Genomic DNA, 17,488 nt, shown 5'->3' with positions numbered 1-17,488 from the left:
GAGGTGCGCGGATGGCGACGGCGGCACAGAAACGCGCGGCGGCGAAGGTGGAGTACGACGCGTTCATCGCGGCGTGCCCGAGCCGCCGGCTGCTCGACACGATCTCCGACAAGTGGGTCGTGCTGATCCTCTCCGCGCTGGGCAGCGGCCCCGACTGTGCCGGCGAGCCGCGGCCGATGCGCTACTCGGAGCTGTCCCGCCTGCTGGCCGGGGTGAGTCAGAAGATGCTCACCCAGACGCTGCGCGGCCTGGAGCGCGACGGGCTGATCAGCCGCGCGGTGACGCCGACCGTGCCGGTCACGGTCCACTACGAGCTGACCGCCCTCGGGCTGTCGCTGCACACGATGATGGGCGGGCTGAAGGCGTGGGCCGAGACGCACATGGACGAGGTGCAGGCCAGCCGCACGGCGCACGACGGTGTTTCGGAATCGGCCGCATCGGGCACCAGTTGATCGGCAGCAAGTGCGAGACCAGGACCTACGGAGGGTGGACGCATATGAGCATCGCCGACAAGGCCAAGAACAAGGCCGAGGAACTGGTGGGCAAGGCGAAGCAGGGCATCGGCGAGGCGACCGACAACGAGCGCCTCTACGCCGAGGGCCAGGCGCAGGAGGCGGCCGCACACGCCAAGCAAGCGGGCGAGCACGTCAAGGACGCCGGTCGCGACGTCCGCGACGCCTTCCACTAGGGCGGGCGGCACCGTGTGAGGGGGAGGCACTCAGCGCCTCCCCCTCAGGTCATTCCGCGGTCTGCTGCTGCTTGCGCCACCAGTCCTGGCCGGTCTCCGGCAGCGTGTCGATCGGGTCGTAGTAGGCGTACAGCTTGGAGAGGGCCTCGCTGTCGTTCGCCTCGATGGAGGTGCGGTAGTTCTTGGTCCAGTACGAGATGCCGTGCTCCCGGTCGTACTCGGCGACCATGTGCACCCACCGTTTGCCGACGAACGGCACGTCGCAGACGATCCGCGGGGTGGCGTATCCGGGCAGGTATCCCATCAGATCGTGCTGCAACTGCTGCGCGTGATGGACCGGCACCCGCCAGTGCTCGGCGTTGGGGATCATGTCGCACATGTAGAAGTAGTACGGCAGGATCCCGGCCTCACCCTGCAACGCGAAACAGAGGTCGAGCAGGTCACCGGTGGTGGCGTTGACCCCGCGCATCAGCACGCCCTGGTTGCGCACGTCGCGCACACCGACCTCGAGCAGGGTGCGGACCGCCTTCGCGACCAGCGGCGTCAACGAGTTCACATGGTTGACGTGGGTGTGCACGGCCAGGTTGACGCCGCGGCGCTCGGCGGTGACGGCGACCCGGTGCATGCCCTCGACCACGTCGTCCTGCAGCCAGTGCTGGGGCAGCCCCATCAGCGCCTTGGTGGCGAGCCGGATGTCCCGGACGGTCGGGACCGACAACAACCCCATGAGGTACGCCTCGAGCTGCTTCCACGGCACGTTGGCGACGTCCCCGCCGGAGACGACCACGTCGCGTACCCCCGGGTGGGCCTTGAGGTATTGCAGATGTGCCTCGTAGCGGTCGACGGGCTTCTGGAGCAGCTTGAGCTTGGCGACCGTCGGGGTGCTGTTGCCGACCAGGTCCATCCGGGTGCAGTGCCCGCAGTACTGCGGGCAGGTGGCGAGCAACTCGGCCAGCACCTTCGTCGGGTAGCGGTGGGTGAGGCCCTCGGCGACCCACATGTCGTGCTCGTGCAGGGAGTCGCGGGCGGCGTGCGGGTGTGACGGCCAGTCCCGCCGGCGGTCACCGGCGACCGGGATCATGTAGTTGCGGATCGGGTCGGCGAGGAACGAGGCGGTGTCCGGCGCCCGGTCCGGGACCATCGTGTTGATCATCTGGGGTGGGATCAGCATCGACATCGTGGCGAGCTGCTGCTGGTCGGCTTCCAGGTCGGTGTAGAAGCTGTCGTCGACCAGGTCGCCGAGGACCGTACGCAGCTGCTTGATGTTCTTGACGCAGTTGACCCGCTGCCACTGCGCGGACTGCCACTGCGCGGCCGTCACGTCGCGCCAGCCGGGGAACCGGGTCCAGTCCGGCTCGATCAGCTCGCGCCGCTGGTATTCGTACGGCTGGCCTGCCAGGTCGTCCGCCACCGGAGATCCTCCCTCGTTGGATTCGGATCAAGGTACCGGAGAATCTCCGGCCTAGTAACCATGTATACGCAGGATTTACGGTGAAGCCTGCTCTGTGAGAGTGTTTTTAACGCGTGGAGATCGTGAGGAGCATGAGCATGGTGGGGTTGCGGCGGGTAGTGGAACCAGCCGGTGTGCTGCCGCAGGCGGCCTGGCGGCTCGACGCGTCACCGGAGATCGGGCCGGACGAGACCCGGATCCGGGTGCAGCGGCTCAACCTCGACGCCGCCAGTTATCGGCAGCTCGCCGAGAAACACGCGCACAACGGCGACGCGATCCGCGCCGAGGTGCTGGAGATCATCGGGACCCGCGGCAAGATGCACAACCCGGTCACCGGCTCGGGCGGCATGCTGATCGGCGTGGTCGAGGAGGTCGGCCCGGAGTCGCCGCTGCCGGTCAAGCCGGGGGACCGGGTGGCCACGCTGGTGTCGCTGACGCTGACCCCGCTGCGGATCACCGACGGGCTGGCCGGGTGGGACGGGCTCAGTGAGCAGGCGCCGGCCGAGGGCACGGCGATCCTGTTCGGGCGCTCGATCGTCGGCGTGCTGCCCGACGACCTGCCGCCGGAGCTGGCGCTCGCGGTCTACGACGTGTGCGGCGCGCCGGCGCTGACCGACCGGGTGGTCCGGGGATATCCGGCAGGAGCGAAGGTCGTGGTGCTCGGCGGTGCGGGCAAGAGCGGGTCGCTCACCCTTGCCGCGGCGCGGCGCGCCGGTGCGCGTACCCAAGCCGTGGTGGTCAGTGAAACGGAGCGGGACGCGCTGGTCGAAGCCGGTCTGGCGGATGAGGTCGCGATCGCCGACGCCCGCAATCCGGTGGCCGTCGCCGAGGCCGTGGGGGAGCCCGCGGACGTGACGGTGGTCTGCGTGGACGTGCCGGGCTGCGAGCACGGGGCGATCCTGGCGACCGCGAACGGCGGCACGGTGATCTTCTTCTCGATGGCGACCAGCTTCCCGGCCGCCGCGCTCGGCGCCGAGGGCCTGGCCGCGGACGTGACAATGCTCATCGGCAACGGGTACGTGCCTGGTCACGCCGAGTTCGCGGTGGATCTGCTGCGTCAGGTTCCCGCGGTCCGGGCGATGTTCGAGGCACGGATCGCGGCAGACTGACCGGCATGACGAACACTCCCTCGGTCCGCTACGTCAACGGCCGCTTCTACTCGGCTGCGGAACCCCGCGCCACCGCCATGGTCACCCGGGGCGACACGATCGCCTGGCTGGGCGACTCCGCCGACGCCCCGTCCGCCGACGTGACCGTCGACCTCGACGGCGCCCTCGTCACGCCGGCGTTCGTGGACGCGCATCTGCACGCCACCGACACCGGCCTGGCCTTCGACGGGCTGGACCTGTCGGCGGTGCGGTCACCGGGCGAGCTGCTGGAGCGGGTGGCGGCGTTCGCGGTGACCCGCCCGGCCGACGGGGTGGTGCACGGGCACGGCTGGGACGAGTCGACGTGGGCCGACCAGACCCCGCCGACCGCGGCCGAGCTGGACCGGGCCGCGGCCGGCCGCCGGGTGTACCTGTCGCAGGCGTCGGTGCATTCGGCGCTGGCGTCGTCGTCGCTGCTCCCGGCCGCGCGAGGGGTGGACGGCTACGACGGGTCGGGCTGGGTCCGCGAGGCCGCCCACCACGCGGTGCGGGCGATCGCGCTGGGCTCGCTGACACCGCAGCAGCGGACCGCGGCGCAGCGGACCGCGCTGTCGCGGGCGGCGTCGATGGGCATCGCGGCGGTGCACGAGTGCGCCGGGCCGGGCACCTCCAGCGAGGCCGACTTCGGGTCGGTGCTGGCGCTGTCCGGTCAGGGGCTGCCGCAGGTGTTCGGGTTCTGGGGTGAGCTGGGCGGCGCCGACCGGGCACGGGAACTGGGCGCCCACGGCGCGGCCGGCGACCTGTACGCGGACGGCGCCCTCGGCTCGCGGACGGCGTCGGTGCGTGCGCCGTACCACGACGGCGACCACGGCTGCGGCGAGGCTTTCCTCACCGCCGAGCAGGCCGCCGAGCACCTGCTGGACTGTGTCCGGGTCGGGTTCCAGGGCGGTTTCCACGCGATCGGCGACGCGGCCATCGAGACCGTGCTGGAGGGTTTCGCGATCGCGGCGAAGACCGTCGGCGTGGACCGGCTGCGCGAGGGCCACCACCGCATCGAGCACGTCGAGCTGATCGACAAGGCGATGATCGCCCGGATGGTCGAGTTCGGGGTGATCGCCTCGGTGCAGCCGATCTTCGACGCGCTGTGGGGCGGCGCCGACCGGATGTACGCCCAGCGCCTCGGCGTGGAGCGGGCGCTGGCCAGCAACCCGATCGGGGCGATGCACGCGACCGGGGTGGCGCTGGCGTTCGGCTCCGACTCGCCGGTGACGGCGCTGGACCCGTGGGCGATCGTGGTGGCGGCCGCCGCCCCGCGCAACCCCCGTTTCCGGATGAGTGTGCGTTCGGCGTTCGCGGCGAGCACCGCGGGCGGCTGGCGGGCCGCCGCGATCACCGGCGCCGGTGTGCTCAAGCCGGGAGCGTCGGCGACCTTCGCGGCCTGGGACACCCCGGGCGGAGTCGACGGCGGGCTGCCGAGGCTGCTGCCGGACGTCGACGGCGCCGAGCCGGACCGGCCGGTCTGCCTGCGCACCGTGCTGCACGGCGACACGATTTTCGAGAGGTAACAGGAGGCGTTTTCTTTGGCCGGGAAGCTGGATCTGGATCCTGCCGTCGTGGCGCGGGCAAGGGCGCTCGCGGCGCGTGCGGGGCAGCCGGTGGTCGACCTGGCGCGGTCGCACACCACCGTGTCGGTGGAGCGTGCGGTGCTGCGCCTGGCCGGGGTGACCGGCGCCGACCCGGACGGCATCCCGTGGGTGAACCGGCTGGTCGACGCGGTGCGTGCGGACGTCGGGCTCGGTCACGGGGTGGCCGTCCCGGTGTTCCACGCGATGGAGACGGCCGGTGTCGAGGACGTGACCGTCCTGGCCCAGAAGGCCGCCGCCGGGTCGATCCGTTTCGACATCCCCGCTCGGGCCGGAAAGGCCAGACAGCGGGCCAGGCGGGCCACCGCGGCCGGGCTGCGGACCATCGACCGGCGGCGGGCCGAGCGGGACCGGCTGATCAAACGGTTCGGGGATCCGAAACAGCGCCCGTGGATCTACCTGATCGTCGCGACCGGGGACATCTACGAGGACATCCCGCAGGCGCAGGCGGCGGCACGGGCCGGGGCGGACGTGATCGCGGTGATCCGGTCGACCGGCCAGTCGCTGCTGGACTATGTGCCGGAGGGCGCCACCCGGGAGGGGTTCGCCGGCACCTACGCCACGCAGGAGAACTTCCGGCTGATGCGGGCCGCGCTGGACGAGACGTCGAAGGAGGTGGGCCGCTACGTGCGGCTCACCAACTACGCCTCCGGCCTGTGCATGCCCGAGATCGCCACGCTGGCCGGCCTGCAGCGCCTCGACATGATGCTCAACGACTCGATGTACGGGATCCTGTTCCGCGACATCAACCCGATCCGCACCTTCGTCGACCAGCGGTTCTCCCGGCAGATCCACGCCCGCGCCGGGATCATCATCAACACCGGCGAGGACAACTACCTGACCACCGCCGACGCTGTCGACGCGGCCCACACCGTCACCGTGTCGCAGCTGATGAACGAGTATTTCGCCCACGAGGCGGGCCTCGAGGACTGGCAGCTGGGGCTCGGGCACGCTTTCGAGATCAATCCGGACCTGCCGGACTCGTTCCGGCTGGAGCTGGCCCACGCGCTGCTCGCCCGCGAACTGTTCCCGGACGCGCCCCTGAAGTGGATGCCGCCGACCAAGCACATGACCGGCGACGTGTTCCGCGGCAACCTGCTGGACGGCTTCTTCAACCTGGCCGGCGCTCTCACCGGCCAGGGCATCCTGCTGGTCGGCATGATGACCGAAGCCGTCGTGACCCCGTGGCTGTCCGACCGCGACATCGCCCTGCAAAATGTCCGGTACGTCCTCAACGGCGCGGGCAACCTGCACGAGGACTTCACACCCGGGCCGTTCATCCGGGGGCGTGCCGATCAAGTCCTCGGCGAGGCCATCGACCTGCTGGAGAAGATCGTCGACGACGGCATGCTCAACGCGATCGCCGACGGCACCTTCGGAATCATGAAGCGCCCCGCCGACCGCGGCAAGGGTCTCGACGGCGTGGCCAGGATGGATGAGGACTACTACAACCCGGTGGTGGAGTCATGATCGTTCGCCCGTACGGGGACACCACCGGCGACGGCATGGTGCAGCTCTCCTTCACCCTCCCGATCCCGCACGACAAACGGGCCGAGGGCGCCGCCCTCCAGCTGGCCGGCAAGATGGGCATGGACCCGGCGATGCTGGTCCACGCCAAGCAGATGGGCGACGGCTTCACGTTCTTCGTCGTCTACGGCAAGGTCGCCCACCTGGTCGACACCGAGAAGGTGCAGGTCGTCGAGCGTGACTTCCCGCTGCTGAGCGCCAAGGAGGTCAACGCGGCCATCAAACGGCGGCTGCGGCGGCGGCTCACCGTGGTCGGCGCCTGCATCGGCACCGACGCGCACACCGTCGGCATCGACGCCATCCTCAACCTCAAGGGCATCGCGGGGGAGAAGGGCCTGGAGTACTACTCGGAGCTGTCGGTCACCAACATGGGCGCCCAGGTTTCGGTGCCCGACCTGGTGGAGACCGCCCGGGAGAAGAAGGCCGACGCCGTGCTGGTCTCCCAGGTGGTCACCCAGCGCGACGCGCACCTGCAGAACACCCGGGCCATGTCGGCGGCGTTCCGCGAGGCCCTGCCCGCCGGGAAGCGCCCGCTGCTGATCGTCGGCGGCCCCCGATTCGACGAGCTGATGGCCCCCGAGCTGGGCGTCGACCGGATCTTCAGCCGCGGCACCACCCCGCGCGAGGTGGCCTCCTATCTCGTCCACGCCCTCGCCGGAGGTAGCAAGTGATCACCGTGACCCATCGCCGCTACGTGCCCTACGCGCACGCCCACTACGCCGGGAACCTCGTCGACGGCGCCTACTCGCTCGGCCTCTTCGGCGACGTGGCCACCGAGATCTGCATCCGGCTCGACGGCGACGAGGGCCTGTTCGCCTCCTACGACGACGTGCAGTTCAAGGCGCCGGTCCGGGCCGGGGACGTGCTGGAGATCGCCGGCACGGTCACCGCCATGGGCACCCGCTCGCGCAAGATCTCCTTCGAGGTGCGGGTGGTCTGCCGCGGCACGTCAGGCTCGGGTGCGACAGTCCTCGACGAGCCGATCGTGGCCACCACCGCGGTCGGGACGGTCGTGGTCCCCCCGAAGCCGTGACGACAGCCGTCTGCGTCGACGTCGGGTCCACGTACACCAAAGCCGCCAAGATCGATCTGGACGGCGCGGAACTGATCCGCCGCGCCGAGGTCCCGACCACCTCCTCCTCGGACGTCCTGGACGGCCTGGACGCCGCCGTCGCCGCCGTGGGCGGCGGCGACCGGCTCCTCGTCTGCTCCTCGGCGGGCGGCGGCCTGCGTCTCGCGGTCATCGGCTACGAGCAGCTGGTCACCGCCGAGGCCGGCCACCGCGTCGGCCTCTCCGCCGGCGCGCAGGTGGTGCACGTCGCCGCCGGCCCGATGACCGGCCCGGACCTGACCCGGCTGCGCGCCGCCCGCCCCGACGTGCTGCTGCTGGCCGGCGGCACCGACGGCGGCGACGCCGAAACCCTTCTCCACAATGCGAGACGACTCGCCGCGGCCCGGATCCGGATTCCGGTGGTCCTGGCCGGAAATCAGGAGGTACGCGACGACGCGCTCACGGTTCTGACCGGACGCGGAGTCCCCGTCACCGCTACCGCGAACGTGCTGCCGCGCATCGGCGTCCTCGACCCACTGCCGGCCCGCGCCGCGATACGTGACGTGTTCCTGAGGCACGTCATCGGCGGCAAACGGCTGTCCCGGGGCCGCCGGTTCGCCCAGCTCGTGCGGGCCGCCACCCCCGACGCCGTGCTGGCCGGCGTGGAGCTGCTCGCCGACCTGACCGGCTACGGGATCCTGGTCGTCGACGTCGGCGGCGCCACCACCGACGTCTACTCCGCGCTCGTCCCTGACGCCGAGTCCGAGACCGGACCGCGCCGTGACGTCGCCGGCACCCTGTGGCGGGCCCGCACGGTCGAGGGCGACCTCGGCGTGGCGGTCGGCGCCGACGGCACCCGCGAGGCCGCGAAAGCCGAGCGGCTGCCCGTCCCCGGCGACGACCGGGAACTGGCCGCCACGGCCGCGGTGATCGCGTTGCGCCGGCACGCCCGCGGCCGTCCCGGCCTACGTGACGTACGTCTCGTCCTGGGTTCCGGCGGGGTGCTGCGCCACGGCGGCGGCGACGCCGTCCTGCGGGCCGTCCTGGCCGACGTCGGGGGTGGCTGGGCCCCACCCGAACGGGCTCGTGCCCTGGTCGATCAGCAGTACATTGTGGCCGCTGCGGGCCTGCTCGCGGCCGACCATCCGGACGTCGCCACCCGACTGCTGGGTAACTCGATCCGGTGATCGGCGATGACACGCCGATGAACGAGACACGCCGCGACACGGGGACCACGGTTGACAGACGGGCGGGGGAGGGACGTACCGTCTTCAGGTCCTGTTCCACGTTTCGTCGTCCACTGGCCGCAGTCCCCGCAGGGGTCGCGCGTTCTGCCAGGTCCAGGGGGCGCCGCGACGCAGGCGGCACGAGACGGGCCACGCACGGGTGGCCCTCCGGGGGCCGGGCTCATGGCCAGTAGACAACGGCACGACGCGGGCAGCCGGCACGCGGCGGGTCGGTCCGAAGGTCATGACGAGGTCGCCGGATTTCGTTCGCCACAGGCCGGTGTTCCGCCGGCCGCAACAGGTGTGGAGCACCCGAGGGGCGTGGTCAAGTCGAGACCGCGCCCCTCAGTCGTCCCTGCATATCGGCGGGTAGCCTGCCTGGCGTGGAAATGACACTGCCCCCGCCGGCGCTCACCGAGCCGGGCCCCGCGGCCGACGTGCCCGGGCCCCCGGTCCGGCTGCCGGTGGCCGTGGCGCTCGCCGCCGCCTCCGGCGTGGCGCTGCTGCTGGCCCTCCCTCCGTACGGTCTGTGGTGGCTCGCCCCGGCCGGTGTGGCGCTGCTCGCCGCGGCCGTGCACCGCCGGCGCCTGCGGGCCGGGTTCGGCCTCGGCTACCTCGCCGGCCTGGTGCTCTTCGTCCCGCTGCTGGAGTGGACCACCATCGGCGCCGGCTGGCTCCCGTGGATCATCCTGAGCCTCGCGCAGGCCGCCTACCTCGGGCTGGCCGGCCTGGCCGGGGCGTGGACGTCGCCGCTGGCCGACCGGTGGCGGGCCCTGTGGCCACTGCTCACCGGCGTGATCTGGGGCGGGCAGGAGTTCCTGCGCGACCGCACCCCCTTCGGCGGCTTCCCGTGGGGCCGGCTCGCGTTCACCCAGGGCGACGCCCCCACGCTGCGGCTCGCGGCGTACGGCGGGGCGCCCCTGGTCACCTTCGTCGTCGCGGTCGCCGGTGGCGCCCTGCTCGCGCTGGCCTGGCGGCGCTCCGGCGTCCTGGCCGCCGCCGGATTCGCCGCCCTCACCGCCGTCCTGCTCGCCGGTCCCGCCGCCCTGCCCCTGCAGAGCCCCGGCGGCCCGGCCACCACCGTCGCCATCGTGCAGGGCAACGTGCCGCGCCTCGGCCTCGACTTCAACGCCCAGCGGCGGGCCGTGCTCGACAACCACGTCAACGCCACCATCGCGCTGGCCGCCGACGTCACCGCCGGCCGCCAGAAACAGCCGGGCCTGGTCGTCTGGCCGGAGAACTCCAGCGACATCGACCCGCTGCGCAACGAGGACGCCGCCGCCCTCATCCAGTCGGCCGCCGACGCCGTCAAGGCGCCCATCCTGGTCGGCACCCTGCAGCGCACCGACACCCCCGGCGACATCTACAACGTCGGCATCCTGTGGCGCCCCGCGGGCGGCGGCCCCGACCTCGCCCAGCAGTACGAGAAGCGCCACCCCGTCCCGTTCGCCGAGTACATGCCGATGCGCTCGATCGCCCGGCTCGTCACCGACAAGGTCGACCTGGTCCGCAACATGCTCGGCGGCGACCACCCCGGCGTGATCGACACCGGCTCGGCCGTCGTCGGCGACGTCATCTGCTTCGAGGTCGCCTACGACGGCATCGTCCGCGACACCGTCGAGGGCGGCGCGCAGATCCTCACCGTGCAGACCAACAACGCCACGTTCAACGAGGCCGAGGCCCTGCAACAGCTCGCCATGGTCCGGCTGCGGGCCGTCGAGCACGGCCGCGAGGCACTGATGGTCTCCACCGTCGGCGTGTCCGGTTTCGTGGACGGAGAGGGCAAGGTGCACGGTTCGACCGCTTTCAACACCGGTGCGGTGGTGGTCCGTGACATGTTCCTTGAGGGACCGCGTACGCTGGCGACTCGTTCGGGCGTCTGGCCCGAGGCGGTGATCGTGTTTGGTACGGTCGTCGCCCTCATCGGTGTGCTGCCCCTGCGCCGCCGTAAGACGAGAATCGACAGTGACGACGTGACAGTTTCGGAGGAACGGTGAGCGAGGCCGAAGGCTACCCGGGAGTGGGACGGGTCCTCGTGATCATCCCCACGTACAACGAGGCGGACAACGTCCGGCTGATCACCGATCGGGTGCGTAAGGCGACTCCCGCCGTCGACATCCTGGTGGCGGACGACAACTCGCCCGACGGCACCGGCGCCATCGCCGACGAGCTCGCCGAAGCCGACGACCACATCTTCGTGCTCCACCGGGCCGGCAAGGAGGGCCTCGGCGCCGCCTACAAGGCCGGTTTCGCGTGGGGCAAGGACAAGGGTTACGACGCGGTCGTCGAGATGGACGCCGACGGCTCCCACGCCCCCGAGGAGCTGCCCAACCTGCTGGACGCGCTCAAGGACCACGACGTGGTCCTCGGCACCCGCTACATCCCCGGCGGCAGCGTCCACAACTGGCCGATGCGGCGCCTGCTGCTGTCCCGCGGTGGCAACATCTACATCCGGATGGCGCTGGGCATGCCGTTCAAGGACGCGACCGGTGGCTACCGGGCGTACCGGATCGGCGTCCTCGACAAGATCGACGTCGGGACCATCGCGTCTACCGGGTATTCGTTCCAGGTCGAGATGGCGTGGCGGTCGTACCGGCAGGGCTTCCGCATGGTCGAGGTGCCGATCACGTTCACCGAGCGCGAAATCGGCGTCAGCAAGATGAGCGGCAACATCTTCAAGGAACAGCTGCTGAGGGTCACCGTCTGGGGTGTGCAGGCCCGCAAGGAGAGCCTGAGCAACCTGGTCGGCCGCAAACCGCGCTAAGGATTCACACAGCTTCGAGGTGTCATGCTTGAGCGAGCCCGTCGCGAGGCGGGCTCGCGTGGCACCCTCCCGGAGGATCGACGATGCGCCGTAGCAGACTGGCCTACCTACCCCTAGTGTTCCCGCTGCTGGCGTTCGCTGAGTTCCTGGCCTTCGTCTCGGTGGCCCACGCGATCGGCTTCGGCTGGGCGACCCTCCTCGCGGCCGCCTTCAGCGTCACCGGTGTCCTGCTGCTGCGCCGCGAGGGCATCCGCGGCTTCCGTGCCTTCCAGGAGGCCACCCGCGACGGCCGCCCGCCCGCCGCCGGCGTCACCAACTCCCTGATCGGCCTGGCCGGCGCGCTGCTGCTGGCCCTCCCCGGTTTCATCACCGGCGTCGCCGGCATCCTGCTGCTCCTGCCGCCCAGCCGCCTCCTGGCCCGGCGCGGCATCGAGCGCCTGGCCGCCCGCCGCCTGGGCGGCGCCGCCACCGGCGACCTGTTCGGCCCCCGCCGGGTCCGGGTCCACCAGAGCGACCCGGTAACCGTGGTCGTCGTCGACGAGCAGCGCCCCACCCCACCGGCCGGCGCCATCGAGGGCGAGATCGTCCGCTGACCCACCCCGTCGCGCGCCGCCCGCTGCTTTCTCGGGCGCGATGGTTCGTTGGCCCGGGTCGTTGCTTGCCGTCCGGTGTCGTCTCGGGCGCGATGGTTCGTTGGCCGCCGCCGTCCATCCCAACTACCTGGATCCGGCCTGGCTGCCAGGGCTGTCCCGGCGGTGTCTGGGAGCCCTGAGCGCTAGCCGGTTTCTGCTGTTCGTGTTGGGGCGCCGGCTTTGGTGCGTCGCCGGTCGCGGTCCTGTTCCGGTAGCCAGTCGGTCCCGGCCTCCGCTGCGCGAACCTCGGCCGGAATGTTCGCGCCGGGCGGCGCCGTCGCCATCGCGCTGTCACCGTCGCCGCACCGCACGCCGCCGCACCGCACCGCGCCGTCACCGCACCGCGCAGCGCCGCGCCGTCACCGCATCGCGCCGTCACCGCACCGCACTGCACCGCGCCGTCACCGCACCGAACTGCGCCGCGCCGTCGCCGCACCGCGCCGTCACCGCACCGCGCAGCGCCGCGCCGTCACCGCATCGCGCCGTCACCGCACCGCGCAGCGCCGTCACCGCACCGCACCGCCCTGCGCCGTCACCGCGCCGTCACCGCCCTGCGCCGCGCCGCGGCTTCATCGCCGCCATGCCAGTCGCGCTGCCACTGCCGGGTCGCCCAACCGGTGCCGGCGGCGGTGGCCGGGGACACGGAAAGGGCCGCCCATCGGGCGGCCCTTTCCGTAATCGGTTACCTCAGCGACCGCGGCGGGTGCGAACCTCCTGCAGCCGCTCGTTGAGGATGTCCTCCAGTTCGGCGATCGAGCGCCGCTCCAGAAGCATGTCCCAGTGGGTGCGCGGCGGCTTGGCCTTCTTCTGCTCCGGCTCGCTGCCATCGACCAGTCGGGCGACGCTGCCGTCGAACTTGCACTCCCAGGTGGTGGGCACCTCGGCGTCGACGGCGAACGGCACCTCGAACTGGTGACCCTTGACGCACAGGTACTCGCGGGTCTGTCGGGGCGCCAGCTCAGTGTTACGGTCGGACTCGTAGCTGACTGCGCCAAGACGGCTGCCGCGCAGCATGCGTTCGCCCATGATCGGCTTTCCCCTCGCTCGTGGTGCTGCTCTCGTTGGTGTAACGAAAGGCGCGGCCGCTGGATTCCTCCGCCGGGAAGCCCGCCGGCCGCCTGAGTTTTCTGTCCGCACCGCTGTATCGGCGGTGTTAACGCTATGAGCGTAACCGGCCACTCACCCCAGCCTGCAAACCGAACCGACGTCCGAGTGGACCTTGGTCCACTTTATGGGTCTTTGACGCTTGTTCGGGTGGTGCGATGTCGGTCACTCGATCAGATTCACTCGTAATTCACGGCACCTTCGGTCACAGGGCGGTGCGTATACCGTAGTGATCGGCTGGTGCGCCACGTGCTGAAGTCTTCCGACGCTGCTCCTCCGCTCGGCTCCTGACGTGAGAATGTTCACGCCAGGTGCCAAGAATTCCTACCCGGAAAGGCGTCCCCCACACCCGTCAACTGTTGTCGGTCGGGGCGGGCTGCGCCGGGGCCGGGGCGGCCGGACGGGCGGCGCCCAGCGCGGCCAGGGCCGCGGCCAGGTCGCTGACCTGCGAGGTCAGTTGCGCGACACGGTTCTGTGCGGCGTCCGCGTCGGCCCGGGCGAACGCGAGACGGCGTTCCAGGTCGGCCTGGTCCCGCGAGGCACGGTCGGCGGACCTTTCCAGATCTTCGGTGGTACGCCGTAAAGCGTCCCGTTCGGCAAGGACCGTCGCCAGTGACTCGCGCGCGGCGGCGGCCTCCGCCTCGGCCCGGCGCGCCTGCTCGACGGCCTCGTCACGGGCGCGCTCGGCGGCGGCGGCCCGCTGCCCCTCCCGGGCGGCGTCGGCCGAGAGCTGCTCCACCTGTCCCCGGGCGGCCGTCAGCTCCTCTTGCGCGCGGCGTTGCGCTGCCTCGACCGTACCCCGGAAGTCTTTTGCGTCCTGGATCGCGGTCTTGAGGTCGCGCTCGGCGGTGTCGCGGGCGCCCCGCACGTCCTGAAGCTCGCGCCGCGCTGCCTCCAGATCCTCGGCGGCCGCGTCGCGTTCGGCCTCGGCGCGTTCCCGCAGCGCCGCCGCGGCCGTGGCCGTGCGCACCGCCTCGTCCCGCGCCGCCGCGGCCTCCTGGGCCCGGCGTCCGGCCTCCTCCGCGGTGCGCCGCGCCTCCTCCGCCTGCTGCCGGGCCTCGTCGCGCTCGGCCGTCGCGGCTCCCGCGATCTGCTGCGCCGCCGCGGCCGCCGTCGTCGCCTGTTCGGCGTCCCGGCGGGCGTCGTCACGTTCCGCGTGCGCGGCCGCCACCTGCCCCGACGTCTCCGCCCGGACCTCGGCGACCTGGCGCTCCACCCCGGCCGGGGACATCTCCGAGTGCAACGCCTCGGTCAGCGACCCGACGAGCTGATCGAGACGATCGACCACCTCCCAGGTACGGGCGACCTGCCCCGCCAGGCCCGGCGACTGCCGGTGCCGCATCCGCACGTTGCGCGAGGCACGCTGGCACTCGCCGTCGTTGTCACGGCAATAACGGAACGGCCGCCCCGCGGACGAACGCTGCGGCACCGGGCGGCCGCAGTGGCCGCAGGGACGGGTCTCGGCTTCGGATTCCTGCGCAGTCATAACGCCCCAACCCTAGGCCGCTGCGCACGCACGACGCCGCAACGACACCAATGTCGGTGTGGTTCCCGCCGGCGCCGCACGTTGCCCGGGACACCGGTGAAAGCGATCACGGGGCGGGCCGGAGTTACCAAGTGAGGGTGGCCGGCTCTAGGGTTTGCCGATGGAACGGACCGTGTTGGTGACCGGCGCCTCGTCCGGGATCGGGTTGGCGACTGCGGCGGCTCTGGTCGCCCGGGGGTTCCGGGTGTTCGGGACCAGCCGTGATCCGGAGCGTCTGAAGCCCGGGCAGCGGGCCGACGGCGTCGAGTATCTGGCGCTCGACCTCGGCGACGAGGCGTCCGTCGAGGCTCTCGCCGGGACCCTCGCCGGTGTCGATGTGCTCGTCAACAACGCGGGGGAGAGCCAGTCCGCGCCGATCGAGGAGCTGCCGGGGGACGCCCTGCGGCGGATCTTCCAGGTGAACGTGTTCGGGCCGGTTCGGCTGGCACAGCTGGCGTTGCCGGGGATGCGGGAGCGTAGGTACGGGCGGGTGGTCATGGTCGGGTCGATGCTGGCGTCGTTTCCGCTGGCCTACCGGTCGGCGTATGGGGCGTCGAAGGCCGCGATCAAGGGGTTCAGCAACGGGGCCCGGCAGGAGCTGACGCCGTTCGGTGTGTGGCTGACGACGGTGGAGCCGGGGTCGATCGCTACCGGGATCAGTGAGCGGCGTACGCAGTACATCCGGGAGGACTCGCCCTATCGGGAGGACTTCGCGCGGATGCTGACGGCTCTCGACCGCAACGAGCGTGGCGGGATCACCGCTGAGCGGGTCGCGCGGACGATCGTCGCCGCGATCGAGGCGGAGCGGCCGAAAGCGCGGTACGCGGTGGGCAGCAACGCTCCGGCTGTCTTCGCGTTGAAACGCCTGCTTCCCGCCGGGATCGTCGAGCGGATCGTGCACCGGCGCCACGACCTCGAGCGCTGAAGCGCCCGTCCGGCCGCGGCGTCGGCGGTGGATCAGGCGGTGAACCGCCGGCGCAGGGTGCTGATGGCGCTGGTGGCGGCCAGGGCCCAGAGGACCAGCAAGGGCTGGAAGAACAACCTGACGAAGCGTTTCGTGTCGGTGTCGAGGCCGAAGCCGTCCTTGTGTTCGAGCCACTGGGCCACGTTTCCCGGGAAGATCACTATGAAGAACGTGGCCACGATCGCGCCCAGGTAGCCGCGGGCCGGCTGCCGCCAGACGGTCAGCAGCGCCACGCCGAGGGTGATCTCGACGATGCCGGAGGCCAGGACCACGAGGTCGGCGTCGAGCGGGAACCAGTCGGGCACCTGCGCCTGGAACTCGCTGCGGGCGACGGTCAGGTGGGTGGTGCCGGCGAACGCCAGGACCGCCCCGAGCAGGGCCTGACCCACGTTTCTGAGGATCGCCATCGGATGCTCCCGCGACTCTTGGAAATGAGGACCGCATCATAGCTGAGGAATTCATCAGTTTCGAGCGGGCTTAGACTGGGCGCATGAACGGTGGGCGACTGGAGCGGCGCAAGGCGCAGACCCGCGCCGCGCTTCTGGACGCCGCTCGCTCGCTGCTGACCAGCCGGGATCCGGCCGGGGTGAGCATCCAGGAGATCACCGAGGCGGCTGATGTCGGGTTCGGGAGTTTCTACAATCACTTCCCGTCCAAGCAGGAGCTGTTCGACCTCGCCGTGGCCACGGTCGCGGCCGAGCACCGGGCGCTGATCGACGCGGCGACCGCCGGGCTGACCGATCCGGCCGAGGTGCTCGCCGTCGCGGTGCGGGTCACCGGCCGGTTCCCCCGGACTCATGTGGACCTGGCGCGGATCATCGACCGGGTCGGGGTGCGTTACCCGTCGGCGTATCCGATCGATGCGCTGCGGCATGCGCGGGACGTGGGGCGGCTCTGCTACGACGACGACGAGGTGGCGTTCGCCTGTGTCAACGGCTCGCTGCTCGGGGTGCTGCACCACAGCCTCGACACCGGCGAGCCGGAGGTCGACCGGGCCGCCGACCGGCTCGCGGTGAGCCTGCTGCGGCTGTTCGGGCTGGTCGACGGCGATGCGCGCAAGGTCGTGGGCCGTCCGCTCCCGATCGATGTCTGACCGGTGATCATCAGCGGGCCGTTTCCCCAGGATGTGCGGATCGGCACGGCCGGGCTGACGCTGGTCTGGCCGCGCCGATCGCCCGAGGCCGGCTACAGCGGCACCGAGATCAGGTGGTCGGAGATCCGGGATGCCGATCCGGACGCCTACCCGCCCGAGCTGCGTGTCGGCGACGGGCCGTGCCGCACGGTGTTCATCGGCCGGGACCGTCACCACGAGCTGACCGCCGGGCTGGCCGCCGCCGGAGTGCCGCTGCGCCGCCGGCCCGATGTCTGGGCCGATCTGCTGGAGCCGTTTCTCGATACCGAGTACGACGACGCCACACGCGCGCAGGCTGAGGGCCGTCTGTCGGGTTGGGGGTTCAGCGACGCGGAGATCCGGTCGATCCGCCGCCGCGTGCACGTCCGGATGACGGCGCTGACCCTGGCGACCTGGGAGTGGGCCGGTTACGGCCACTCCGATGTGCTGCTCGCGACCAGCCGTTTCCCGGCGTCACGGTACCTGGCGTTCCGCGCGTGGGCCGATGCGGTGGCCGCCCGGAGCGACGCCGCCTGAGCAAACCGCTGCGGTTGCCTGGAGAAGGGCAGGGGTGCGGTCGGGAACGCGCCGCCGCGGTTGCCTGGAAGCGGGCGGGGGTGCGGTCGGGAACGACGCCGTTGCGGTTGCCTGGCGGGTCGTGCCGGGTCGGCGCTGCCGGAAGGGGCCGCCACGCCCCGGCGGTCGCGGTGCGGCC

The 17,488-nt window shown here is 71.6% G+C and carries 18 protein-coding genes; 14 read left to right on the top strand and 4 right to left on the bottom strand.

Features of this window, described 5'->3' with window-relative positions:
* The first annotated feature begins 11 nt into the window (after nt 1-11).
* Both BM290_RS38880 and BM290_RS38875 read left to right on the top strand, forming a co-directional pair.
* Nucleotides 12-452 (top strand): winged helix-turn-helix transcriptional regulator, encoded by a 441-nt coding sequence (locus BM290_RS38880; protein ID WP_093620960.1) that lies wholly within the window; start codon nt 12-14, stop codon nt 450-452.
* A 44-nt stretch (nt 453-496) separates the two neighbouring features.
* Nucleotides 497-688 carry a CsbD family protein gene (locus BM290_RS38875; protein ID WP_093620959.1) on the top strand — a complete coding sequence of 64 codons (192 nt, stop codon included), beginning with the start codon at nt 497-499 and terminating at the stop codon, nt 686-688.
* A 49-nt stretch (nt 689-737) separates the two neighbouring features.
* Here BM290_RS38875 and BM290_RS38870 read toward each other — a convergent pair whose 3' ends face one another.
* Nucleotides 738-2,099, bottom strand: coding sequence for a KamA family radical SAM protein (locus BM290_RS38870; RefSeq protein WP_093620958.1), 1,362 nt, complete (start codon nt 2,097-2,099; stop codon nt 738-740).
* A gap of 131 nt (nt 2,100-2,230) precedes the next feature.
* Here BM290_RS38870 and kdd point away from each other — a divergent pair, with 131 nt between their 5' ends.
* The 9 genes from kdd to BM290_RS38825 all read left to right on the top strand — a co-directional run bounded on the left by kdd (nt 2,231) and on the right by BM290_RS38825 (nt 12,030).
* A complete protein-coding gene (gene kdd, locus BM290_RS38865) occupies nt 2,231-3,247 on the top strand; it encodes an L-erythro-3,5-diaminohexanoate dehydrogenase (protein WP_093620985.1) in 1,017 nt (338 codons plus the stop codon).
* Between the two features lie 5 nt (nt 3,248-3,252).
* The gene (locus BM290_RS38860; protein WP_093620957.1) at nt 3,253-4,791 is read left to right on the top strand and encodes an amidohydrolase; all 1,539 of its coding nucleotides are present in this window, start codon (nt 3,253-3,255) and stop codon (nt 4,789-4,791) included.
* 15 nt (nt 4,792-4,806) lie between these two features.
* The gene (gene kamD / locus BM290_RS38855; RefSeq protein ID WP_093620956.1) at nt 4,807-6,339 is read left to right on the top strand and encodes a lysine 5,6-aminomutase subunit alpha; all 1,533 of its coding nucleotides are present in this window, start codon (nt 4,807-4,809) and stop codon (nt 6,337-6,339) included.
* Nucleotides 6,336-7,067, top strand: coding sequence for a lysine 5,6-aminomutase subunit beta (kamE, locus tag BM290_RS38850; protein WP_093620955.1), 732 nt, complete (start codon nt 6,336-6,338; stop codon nt 7,065-7,067). Before kamD ends, kamE begins: the two co-directional genes overlap by 4 nt.
* Entirely contained in the window at nt 7,064-7,429 is a 366-nt protein-coding gene (gene kal / locus BM290_RS38845) for a 3-aminobutyryl-CoA ammonia lyase (protein ID WP_093620954.1), read from the top strand. Before kamE ends, kal begins: the two co-directional genes overlap by 4 nt.
* Nucleotides 7,426-8,634, top strand: coding sequence for a glutamate mutase L (locus BM290_RS38840; RefSeq protein WP_093620953.1), 1,209 nt, complete (start codon nt 7,426-7,428; stop codon nt 8,632-8,634). Before kal ends, BM290_RS38840 begins: the two co-directional genes overlap by 4 nt.
* A 428-nt stretch (nt 8,635-9,062) precedes the next feature.
* The gene (lnt, locus tag BM290_RS38835; protein ID WP_093620952.1) at nt 9,063-10,670 is read left to right on the top strand and encodes an apolipoprotein N-acyltransferase; all 1,608 of its coding nucleotides are present in this window, start codon (nt 9,063-9,065) and stop codon (nt 10,668-10,670) included.
* Complete coding sequence (locus tag BM290_RS38830) at nt 10,667-11,437, top strand: polyprenol monophosphomannose synthase (protein ID WP_093620951.1); 771 nt, start codon at nt 10,667-10,669, stop codon at nt 11,435-11,437. Before lnt ends, BM290_RS38830 begins: the two co-directional genes overlap by 4 nt.
* Nucleotides 11,438-11,520: 83 nt before the next feature.
* Nucleotides 11,521-12,030: an FxsA family protein gene (locus tag BM290_RS38825; protein ID WP_093620950.1), complete on the top strand. Its 510-nt coding sequence runs from the start codon at nt 11,521-11,523 to the stop codon at nt 12,028-12,030.
* Between the two features lie 726 nt (nt 12,031-12,756).
* Here the strand turns inward: BM290_RS38825 and BM290_RS38820 are convergent.
* Both BM290_RS38820 and BM290_RS38815 read right to left on the bottom strand, forming a co-directional pair.
* Nucleotides 12,757-13,095: an RNA polymerase-binding protein RbpA gene (locus tag BM290_RS38820; RefSeq protein WP_014689763.1), complete on the bottom strand. Its 339-nt coding sequence runs from the start codon at nt 13,093-13,095 to the stop codon at nt 12,757-12,759.
* Nucleotides 13,096-13,525: 430 nt separating this feature from the next.
* The gene (locus tag BM290_RS38815) at nt 13,526-14,659 is read right to left on the bottom strand and encodes a coiled-coil domain-containing protein (protein ID WP_093620949.1); all 1,134 of its coding nucleotides are present in this window, start codon (nt 14,657-14,659) and stop codon (nt 13,526-13,528) included.
* Nucleotides 14,660-14,819: 160 nt separating this feature from the next.
* On the opposite strand from BM290_RS38815, the gene BM290_RS38810 reads away from it, so the two are divergent.
* Nucleotides 14,820-15,623, top strand: a complete 804-nt coding sequence (locus tag BM290_RS38810) for an SDR family oxidoreductase (RefSeq protein ID WP_093620948.1) — start codon at nt 14,820-14,822, stop codon at nt 15,621-15,623.
* Between the two features lie 32 nt (nt 15,624-15,655).
* On the opposite strand, the gene BM290_RS38805 is transcribed toward BM290_RS38810, so the two are convergent.
* The gene (locus BM290_RS38805; protein WP_093620947.1) at nt 15,656-16,069 is read right to left on the bottom strand and encodes a DoxX family protein; all 414 of its coding nucleotides are present in this window, start codon (nt 16,067-16,069) and stop codon (nt 15,656-15,658) included.
* Between the two features lie 83 nt (nt 16,070-16,152).
* Here BM290_RS38805 and BM290_RS38800 point away from each other — a divergent pair, with 83 nt between their 5' ends.
* Together BM290_RS38800 and BM290_RS38795 are read left to right on the top strand one after the other, a co-directional pair.
* The gene (locus tag BM290_RS38800; protein ID WP_093620946.1) at nt 16,153-16,755 is read left to right on the top strand and encodes a TetR/AcrR family transcriptional regulator; all 603 of its coding nucleotides are present in this window, start codon (nt 16,153-16,155) and stop codon (nt 16,753-16,755) included.
* Nucleotides 16,756-16,758: 3 nt separating this feature from the next.
* A complete protein-coding gene (locus BM290_RS38795; RefSeq protein WP_093620945.1) occupies nt 16,759-17,310 on the top strand; it encodes a hypothetical protein in 552 nt (183 codons plus the stop codon).
* Nucleotides 17,311-17,488 lie beyond the last annotated feature (178 nt).

The organism is Actinoplanes philippinensis, assembly GCF_900113015.1.
GTDB lineage: Bacteria > Actinomycetota > Actinomycetes > Mycobacteriales > Micromonosporaceae > Actinoplanes > Actinoplanes philippinensis.
Note: the sequence above shows the minus strand (reverse complement) of the source record. Positions and strands in the feature narration are given on the sequence as shown.

What these genes read in the sequence shown, in the direction of transcription:
- kamE (WP_093620955.1), top strand. Translation starts at nt 6,336, where the DNA reads ATGATCGTTCGCCCGTACGGGGACACCACCGGCGACGGCATGGTGCAG.
- BM290_RS38815 (WP_093620949.1), bottom strand. Translation starts at nt 14,659, where the DNA reads ATGACTGCGCAGGAATCCGAAGCCGAGACCCGTCCCTGCGGCCACTGC.
- lnt (WP_093620952.1), top strand. Translation starts at nt 9,063, where the DNA reads ATGACACTGCCCCCGCCGGCGCTCACCGAGCCGGGCCCCGCGGCCGAC.
- BM290_RS38860 (WP_093620957.1), top strand. Translation starts at nt 3,253, where the DNA reads ATGACGAACACTCCCTCGGTCCGCTACGTCAACGGCCGCTTCTACTCG.
- BM290_RS38800 (WP_093620946.1), top strand. Translation starts at nt 16,153, where the DNA reads ATGAACGGTGGGCGACTGGAGCGGCGCAAGGCGCAGACCCGCGCCGCG.
- BM290_RS38880 (WP_093620960.1), top strand. Translation starts at nt 12, where the DNA reads ATGGCGACGGCGGCACAGAAACGCGCGGCGGCGAAGGTGGAGTACGAC.
- kdd (WP_093620985.1), top strand. Translation starts at nt 2,231, where the DNA reads ATGAGCATGGTGGGGTTGCGGCGGGTAGTGGAACCAGCCGGTGTGCTG.
- BM290_RS38825 (WP_093620950.1), top strand. Translation starts at nt 11,521, where the DNA reads ATGCGCCGTAGCAGACTGGCCTACCTACCCCTAGTGTTCCCGCTGCTG.
- BM290_RS38805 (WP_093620947.1), bottom strand. Translation starts at nt 16,069, where the DNA reads ATGGCGATCCTCAGAAACGTGGGTCAGGCCCTGCTCGGGGCGGTCCTG.
- BM290_RS38875 (WP_093620959.1), top strand. Translation starts at nt 497, where the DNA reads ATGAGCATCGCCGACAAGGCCAAGAACAAGGCCGAGGAACTGGTGGGC.
- BM290_RS38810 (WP_093620948.1), top strand. Translation starts at nt 14,820, where the DNA reads ATGGAACGGACCGTGTTGGTGACCGGCGCCTCGTCCGGGATCGGGTTG.
- BM290_RS38820 (WP_014689763.1), bottom strand. Translation starts at nt 13,095, where the DNA reads ATGGGCGAACGCATGCTGCGCGGCAGCCGTCTTGGCGCAGTCAGCTAC.